The sequence below is a fragment of the Mycobacterium sp. UM_Kg27 genome (assembly GCF_000972905.1).
Classification (GTDB): domain Bacteria; phylum Actinomycetota; class Actinomycetes; order Mycobacteriales; family Mycobacteriaceae; genus Mycobacterium.
Genome location: NZ_JRMM01000177.1, coordinates 1 through 7,037, shown reverse-complemented (window position 1 = coordinate 7,037; position 7,037 = coordinate 1). Strand labels below are relative to the sequence as shown.

The following is a 7,037-nucleotide window of genomic DNA, read 5'->3' as shown; positions in this document are numbered from 1 at the left end:
CGAACCGAACAGCGACTCGTTAGACCCGGTGAACCCATCGACCCCATTGCCGATCAACTCCCGCCCGAACAAGTCCACCCACGGCTGGTTGATCAGATCCAAAAACTGCTCATTACCAGCAATAAAGTCCTGCGTCAGGGTGTACAGCGGCAGGTACAACTGCTCGTGATAGAAGGTCGCCACCGCCAGATCGAACTGCTCAAACACGTCATAAATGAACCCCGCATCGGCCGCACCCGGATCGGCCAACCAGCCCGACCACACCCCCGCAGCCGCACCCGAATCCGACAGTCCCGACCAGAACACCGGATCGAACAAATCCTCAAAATCCGCAGACGCCGACGGCACTGGGCCGGCCCCGAACGCCAAAAACGCCGCCACCACACTCGACGCACCCACCACACGCCGCCGCACCACGCGCCCACCAGACGAACGAACCACGTCGCCGCATACCTGCTGGCCCTTCGATCGACCCATGCGCTTGCTGCTGTGCTGACGAGTCACGTCCTACTTGCTCCCGGATCGGCGTGTCCTCAACCTGAGGATGCGGACAGGCTCCGCTCAGGCGGAAGCTACCGACGAGTAGCGCGGCCCGCCACTCGAAACTGGAGAGAAGTTTCCTGTCGCGGAAAGAGAGCGATCGAAATAGCCCTAGAACGCCAGGTCGCGTTCACAAAGTTGATGAAGTCCATCACAATGGACATAGAAAGTGAACTTAACCATAGGATTGCTAATGGAAACATCGACTTTTCCGACAGGCGCCATCGCCGGCAGCGGCCGATCCCCCGTCGGAACCGTAGCCCGACCAGTTTTTGAGACCTAACCCGGTCGCTCAATCGCGACGCTCGTCTACTTTTGATGCCCTCTGTGCCGTCGCCGGATTTAGGTGGCGCTCCCAAGCCGTCGTCGACGTCTCCGTCGTGTCAGCGGGTTGCCACCATGGTGTGCACTTCCTCGACGGTCCAGGGCGAAAAGCGCTGGTGATCGCGGTATCCGAGCACCGCGGGGATGGGCCGCTCGAAGCGGCCGAGAAAACCGCCCGAGGCCAGGAACACCGATCCGCTGACCCCAGCAGACAGGTCACTGGCCAGGTAGGCGTACAGCGGCGCGACGTACTCGGCGGGGGCCGGATCCAGCGAAGCCCGCATGCTGATCTCATCCAACAGACCTCTGGCGTTCAGGTCTCGGATGTGTTTCTCATAGTCATCTCCGGTGGACAACCGGGTCTTCGCGCCGGGACAGACGACGTTCGCCCGCACCCCGTAGGGGGCGAGTTCCGCGGCCACCGCCACGGTCAGGCCGTTGATCGCGCCCTTGCCGGCGGGATATCCGGTGCCGCCGTAGTCGCCCAGAAATGCCACCGATCCGCTGTTGACGATCGAGCCGCGGCACTGCTCGACCATGATCGGCGCGGCCGCCCGGCAGGTCTGGAAAGCCGTGCCCAAGTGTGCGTCGAGCAGATCGTGGAACTGCTCGGTGGACACCGACAGGATCGAGGATCCGGGGGGTTCGGCGACGCCGGCGCAATTGATCAGCACGTCGACGCTGCCGTATTCCTCCCGACAGGCCTGGACCAGCGCCACGGCCGTCGCCTCGACATGCGCCGCACCGGCCAGGCCGACGGCCCGCCCACCCGAACCGGTGATCGCGCCCACCGTCTCTGCCACCGCCTCGGGATCCCGGCCGTTGACCACCACTCCGGCACCGCACGCCGCCAACAGTTCAGCTACCGCCCGGCCGATGCCGCGGCTACCACCGACCACGACGGCGCCCCGCGCGGCGAGCAGGGTCTCGGTCACTCGCCCTTCTGCTTATCCAGAACGGCTGCGACGTTGGCCTTCTTGTCCTCGCCCTTGCCCTCGGCGGCGGCCCTGTTGCGCTTGGCAATCACCTTCTCCACCACGGCGTTCAACCCGGATCCACGTGGGAAGCCGACGTAGTGGGTGATGAAGATGGCCATCTCGCGCAGCTCGTCCTCGGTCAGTTCGCCGTTGTGCAGCGCGGCGTTGACCTGGATCTCGGCGAGGTCCTTCTCCCCCACCGCGGTGACCACCGTCAGCGTCATCAGGCGCTTGTCGCGCATGGAAAGCCCCGGCCGGCTCCAGATCCGGCCGAACAGGTGATCGGCGGTGAGCGCAAAGTACTCGCCCGGCATGTCGGGCATGTCCCAGGCGTAGACCTCGTTCATCTTGGCCAGCCCGGTACGGCGCAGTTCGTCCATCTGATCTCTCCTAGTCCTTGGAGTGCGGCACACCCAGACCGGCGGCGAGTTCGGCGAGCGCCACCTGGGCAAGCGGAAGGTCGACGCCGGTGGTCTGTCCCAATCCCAGTGCCAGGCTGAGGTCTTTCTCGCCGAGTCCCCGGGTGTGAGTGAAGGCGTTGTAGAGGAAGTGGTCCGCCGGAAGCGGTGCGGTCGAGTCCAGCAGCATGATCGCGCCGGGTCCACCGGTGAGCGCATCGGTGTGACGCACCACCCGGCCCAGCGCCTGCAGATCGAGTCCGGCCGCCTCGGCCAATTTCATCGCTTCACCGGCCGCTGCGTAGGCAGTGAACGTCAACATGTTGCGCGCCAGCTTCATCCGCGTTCCGGCACCGGGCGCCCCGGCATGGATCACCAACGACGCCCACTGCTTGAATGCCGGCTTGATCTGCTCGTAGACCGCGCGATCGGCACCGACCATGGTTGCCAGGTCGCCTTTCTCGGCCGCACCCGCACCACCGCTGACCGGTGCGTCGATGACATGAATGCCCTGCGGCTTCAGTTCCTCGGCCAGCTCAGCGGCCGTGGTGTCGGCGATTGTCGAGTGGATCGCGATGACGGCACCCGGCTTCACCGCGGGCACCAGTTCGGCGACCACTTGCCGGACTTGGGCGTCGTCGAGCACCGTGATGCTGATGATGTCGGCGTTCGCCCCGACTTCCGCGACGCTGCCGGCGACCCTGGCTCCGGCCTCGGCCAGTGGCGTCATCGCCTCGGTCCGCAGGTCGAATATCGTGACGCCACCGGGCCAGTCGACCAAACGCTTGGCCATCGGTGCACCCATGTTGCCGAGGCCGATGTAGCCAAGGCGCGGCTGTTGTTCCGGGCTGCTCATGAGCGGATGATCTGTCCGCCGTCAACGTTGAAGATCTGGCCGGTGATCCACGACGCCTGGTCCGAGAGCAGGAACAGACACATCGGGACGAGGTCCTCCGGCGTACCCATCCGGGCCAGCGGCAGCTGCTGGACCATCTGTTTCACGATGGCCTGCGGGGTGGTGACCCGGTTGGCCTCGGTGTCGATCGGGCCGGGTGCGATCGCGTTGATCCGGATGTTGCGCCAGCCCAGCTCACGGGAGAGCTGCTGAGTCAGACCGTTAACCCCGACCTTGGCCAGACCGTAGAAGTTCGAGTACACCCATGCCGCGGTGGAGGACTGGTTGACGATCGCACCGCCGCCCCGCTTGGCCATCTGCTCGTAGACGACCCGCGTGCAGATCAGTGCGCCGTCCAGGTTCACCCGCATGAAGTTCTCGTAGTAGTCCCACGGCACGGTAAGCAGGCCGTCGAGCTTCATCCCGCCGAAGATCGCGGCATTGTTGACCAGGTAGTCGATTCCGCCGAACTCGGCCACGGCCGCATCCGCCATTGCGTGCGCCGACTCCAGGTCTGAGACATCGACGCGCACCGCGATCGCCTTGCCGCCATCGGCGACGATCTGGTCGGCCACCGTCTTCGCGCCGTCGATGTTGATGTCAGCGACCACTACCGCGGCACCGTCGGCGGCGAGGGCCTGGGCGTAGGCCTGCCCGATTCCGCCACCGGAGCCGGTGACGATAGCCACCTTGTCGTCGAATTGACCCATCTGCTTGTTCTCCTTGATCCGGTGTTGGTCGTTAGTTCGCTGCTGTCGCAATGGCTTTGGTTTCGAGGTACTCCTCGAACCCGGCGATGCCCATCTCGCGGCCATTGCCGGACTGCTTGTACCCGCCGAACGGCATGTCCGCGGAGTACCAGACCCCACCGTTGACGTTGACGGTGCCGGCCCGCAGTCGGGCCGCCACTCCCGCCGCCCGCTCGGCGTCGGCGCCGTAGACGGTGGCGGACAACCCGTAGGGCGAGTCGTTGGCGATGCGCACCGCGTCGTCGTCGCCGTCATGCGCGATCACGGTGAGCACGGGGCCGAAGATCTCTTCGCGGGCCACCCGCGCCTCGTTGGTCAGCCCAGCGATCACGGTGGGTTCGATGAAGAAGCCGGCGGGCTGGTCCGCGGGGCGACCGCCGCCGCAGGCGAAGTTGCCGCCCTCGGTGATCGCGAGATCCAGGTAGCTCTGCACCCGGTCGCGCTGGCGAGCCGAGATCACCGGGCCGCAGATGGTGCCGGGCTTGGACGGGTCCCCGGCCTTGATCGAGCCCATGGTGCCGGCCGCGATGGCGACCGCTTCGTCGTAGCGGGCCCGGGGCACCACCAGTCGCGTGGTGATCGCGCAGCCCTGCCCGGCGTGCAGGCAGACCGAGAATCCGGCGACCGAGCAGGCCGCGGCCAGGTCGGCATCGTCGAGCACCAGGAAGGCGGATTTTCCACCCAGCTCCAGGAACACCTTCTTGATGGTGGCTGCGGCGTCGGCCATCACGCTACGGCCGGTGGCGGTCGAGCCGGTGAACGAAACCAAGTCCACCCGTGGGTCTTTGGCTAGTGTGGCGCCCAGCGCGTGGTCGGTCGAGGTGACGATGTTGACCACACCCGGCGGAATGTCGGTCTGCTCCGCGATCAGCTCTCCGAGCACCGCGGCGACCCACGGCGTATCGGGCGCGGGCTTGAGCACGACAGTGTTGCCGGCGGCCAGCGCCGGGCCCAGCTTGGCCAGGTTGATCTGGTGCGGGAAGTTCCACGGGGTGATGGCGCCGACGACGCCCACCGCCTCTCGCACCACCGAGCGCCGCGTAGGGATGCCCATCGGCGAGGCTTGGCCGAGATCCTTTGCCCACTCGTAGTTTTCGGCGGTGTCCGCGGCGAAACTGAGATCGTTGATCGGCCCTTCCAACTGCGCGCCGGCAGTCAGCATCCGGGGCGCGCCCACGTCGGCGATCGTCAGATCGCGAAGCTCCTCGACATGCTCGAGCATCGCGTCACGCAACTGACGTACGCAGCGCACCCGCAGTTCCGTGTTGGTCGACCAGTCGGTCTCGTCGAACGCCCGGCGCGCCGCGCCGATCGCGCGATCCACGTCGGCGGCGTCGGCATTGGCCGCCTCACCGAGCACCTCTTCGGTGGCCGGGTTGATGGTGGCAAAGCCGCCGGCTCCGCCCGGGGTCAGCTTGCCGTCGATAAGCAGCCGGCTTACGCCGTCAGCCAGTAGCGCCATCAGTCACTCCCGCAGCTTGGTCGCAGTCCCCCGTGAAGAAACACTGCGAAAATGGACACATGTCCGTTATCACCGGCTCGAACCCTAGCCTCAGAGTTGACGCACCCGCAACCCTCTGGCCCTGAAACCCTTATTTCCCAGGGGACTTGCCTAACAAATCCGCCTTCCGCTAGGTTGGACAGGTGTCCAGCGAATCGGTGGCGGCAGTCACATCGACGAACGCTGCCTTTCTCGACCCGGCACCCTCGGGTGCCACATCCGCTGCCCGAAACCGGCGTCAGGAGGAGACCTTCCGCAAGGTGCTGCGCGCCGGCGTCGAGATGCTGCGGGAGAAGTCCTATGCAGACCTGACCGTGCGCGCGGTCGCTGCGCGCGCCAAGGTCGCCCCGGCCACGGCCTACACCTACTTCTCTTCCAAAAACCATCTGATCGCCGAGGTGTATCTGGACCTGGTTCGTCAGGTCCCGTACTTCACCGACGTCAACGAGCCGATGCCGAGTCGGGTCAACCAGGCGCTGCGGCACCTGGCACTGGTGGTTGCCGACGAGCCCGAGGTCGCGGCGGCCTGCACCGCGGCACTGCTCAGCGGCAACAGCGACCCAGCGGTCCGCACGGTGCGCGACCGGATCGGCGCGGAGATCCACCGCCGCATCACCTCGGCGTTCGGCCCGGACGCGGATTCTCAGAAGGTCTCCGCCCTGGAGATGACCTTCTTCGGCGCTCTGGTCAACGCCGGCAGCGGCGCCTTCACCTACCACCAGATCACCGATCGGCTGGCCTACGTCGTCAGCCTGATCCTCGAATCAGGAGCTCCACGATGACTTTGCAGACGGCGCCACCGGTTCTCAACCCCTACGACTACGACTTCCACGAGGACCCGTTCCCGTACTACCGGCGGCTGCGCGACGAGGCTCCAGTGTATCACAACGAAGAGCTCAACTTCTGGGCGATCTCGCGTCACCAGGATGTGCTGCACGGGTTCCGCAACAGCGAAGCGTTGTCCAACCGGGACGGGGTATCGCTGGACCCGGTCTCTCGCGGCCCCCATGCCCAGCTGGTGATGTCGTTTCTGGCGATGGACGACCCGCAGCACCTGCGGCTTCGCACCCTGGTGTCCAGGGGCTTCACCCCACGCCGGATCCGCGAGCTCGAACCGCAGGTGGTTCGGCTGGCGCGCCAGCATCTGGACAGCGCCATCCAGCCCGGCTCCGACGGCACCTGCTCGTTCGACTTCGTCAATGATTTCGCCGGCAAACTGCCGATGGACGTCATCTCCGAGCTGATGGGTGTGCCGGAGGCCGACCGGGCCCGCATCCGGGAGCTCGCCGACGGGGTGCTGCACCGCGAGGACGGGGTGACCGATGTGCCCCAGTCCGCGATCCAGGCGTCGGTGGATCTGATGACCTACTACAACGCGATGATCGCGGACTTCAAGAAGAACCCGGCCGACAATCTGACCTCGGCACTGCTGGAGACCGAGGTCGACGGCGACCGGCTCGGCGACCAGGAGATCCTGGCGTTCTTGTTCCTGATGGTGATCGCCGGCAACGAGACCACTACCAAGCTGCTCGGCAGCTCCGTGTACTGGGGCCACCGCAACCGCGACCAGCTGACCTCGGTTTTCGCCGACCGCTCCCGGATCCCGCTGTGGGTCGAGGAGACCCTGCGCTACGACCTGTCTCTTATACACAT

General features: G+C 65.9%; 7 protein-coding genes and 1 pseudogene. 2 read left to right on the top strand and 6 right to left on the bottom strand.

Features of this window, described 5'->3' with window-relative positions; genetic code table 11:
* The 6 genes and pseudogenes from LI94_RS19470 to LI94_RS19445 form a co-directional block, all read right to left on the bottom strand.
* A pseudogene (locus LI94_RS19470) lies at positions 1-417 on the bottom strand (hypothetical protein); the annotation flags it as partial.
* 506 nt (positions 418-923) lie between these two features.
* Positions 924-1,799, bottom strand: a complete 876-nt coding sequence (locus LI94_RS19465) for an SDR family oxidoreductase (RefSeq protein ID WP_046302223.1) — start codon at positions 1,797-1,799, stop codon at positions 924-926.
* Positions 1,796-2,221 carry a carboxymuconolactone decarboxylase family protein gene (locus LI94_RS19460; RefSeq protein WP_024443858.1) on the bottom strand — a complete coding sequence of 142 codons (426 nt, stop codon included), beginning with the start codon at positions 2,219-2,221 and terminating at the stop codon, positions 1,796-1,798. The genes LI94_RS19465 and LI94_RS19460 overlap by 4 nt, the downstream gene beginning before the upstream one ends.
* 10 nt (positions 2,222-2,231) lie before the next feature.
* Positions 2,232-3,095, bottom strand: coding sequence for an NAD(P)-dependent oxidoreductase (locus LI94_RS19455; RefSeq protein WP_024443859.1), 864 nt, complete (start codon positions 3,093-3,095; stop codon positions 2,232-2,234).
* Entirely contained in the window at positions 3,092-3,844 is a 753-nt protein-coding gene (locus LI94_RS19450) for an SDR family oxidoreductase (RefSeq protein WP_024443860.1), read from the bottom strand. The genes LI94_RS19455 and LI94_RS19450 overlap by 4 nt, the downstream gene beginning before the upstream one ends.
* Positions 3,845-3,875: 31 nt before the next feature.
* On the bottom strand, positions 3,876-5,345 hold the full coding sequence (locus LI94_RS19445; protein WP_024443861.1) for an aldehyde dehydrogenase: 1,470 nt from the start codon (positions 5,343-5,345) through the stop codon (positions 3,876-3,878).
* 197 nt (positions 5,346-5,542) lie between these two features.
* On the opposite strand from LI94_RS19445, the gene LI94_RS19440 reads away from it, so the two are divergent.
* Together LI94_RS19440 and LI94_RS19435 are read left to right on the top strand one after the other, a co-directional pair.
* Positions 5,543-6,166 (top strand): TetR family transcriptional regulator, encoded by a 624-nt coding sequence (locus LI94_RS19440; protein ID WP_192831008.1) that lies wholly within the window; start codon positions 5,543-5,545, stop codon positions 6,164-6,166.
* The coding region (locus LI94_RS19435; protein WP_046302222.1) for a cytochrome P450 at positions 6,163-7,037 on the top strand (875 nt) is incomplete at its 3' end. The genes LI94_RS19440 and LI94_RS19435, both read left to right, overlap by 4 nt.

Bases quoted from the DNA above. Each gene is read 5' to 3' on its own strand.
- LI94_RS19445 (WP_024443861.1), bottom strand. From the start codon at position 5,345: ATGGCGCTACTGGCTGACGGCGTAAGCCGGCTGCTTATCGACGGCAAG.
- LI94_RS19450 (WP_024443860.1), bottom strand. From the start codon at position 3,844: ATGGGTCAATTCGACGACAAGGTGGCTATCGTCACCGGCTCCGGTGGC.
- LI94_RS19460 (WP_024443858.1), bottom strand. From the start codon at position 2,221: ATGGACGAACTGCGCCGTACCGGGCTGGCCAAGATGAACGAGGTCTAC.
- LI94_RS19455 (WP_024443859.1), bottom strand. From the start codon at position 3,095: ATGAGCAGCCCGGAACAACAGCCGCGCCTTGGCTACATCGGCCTCGGC.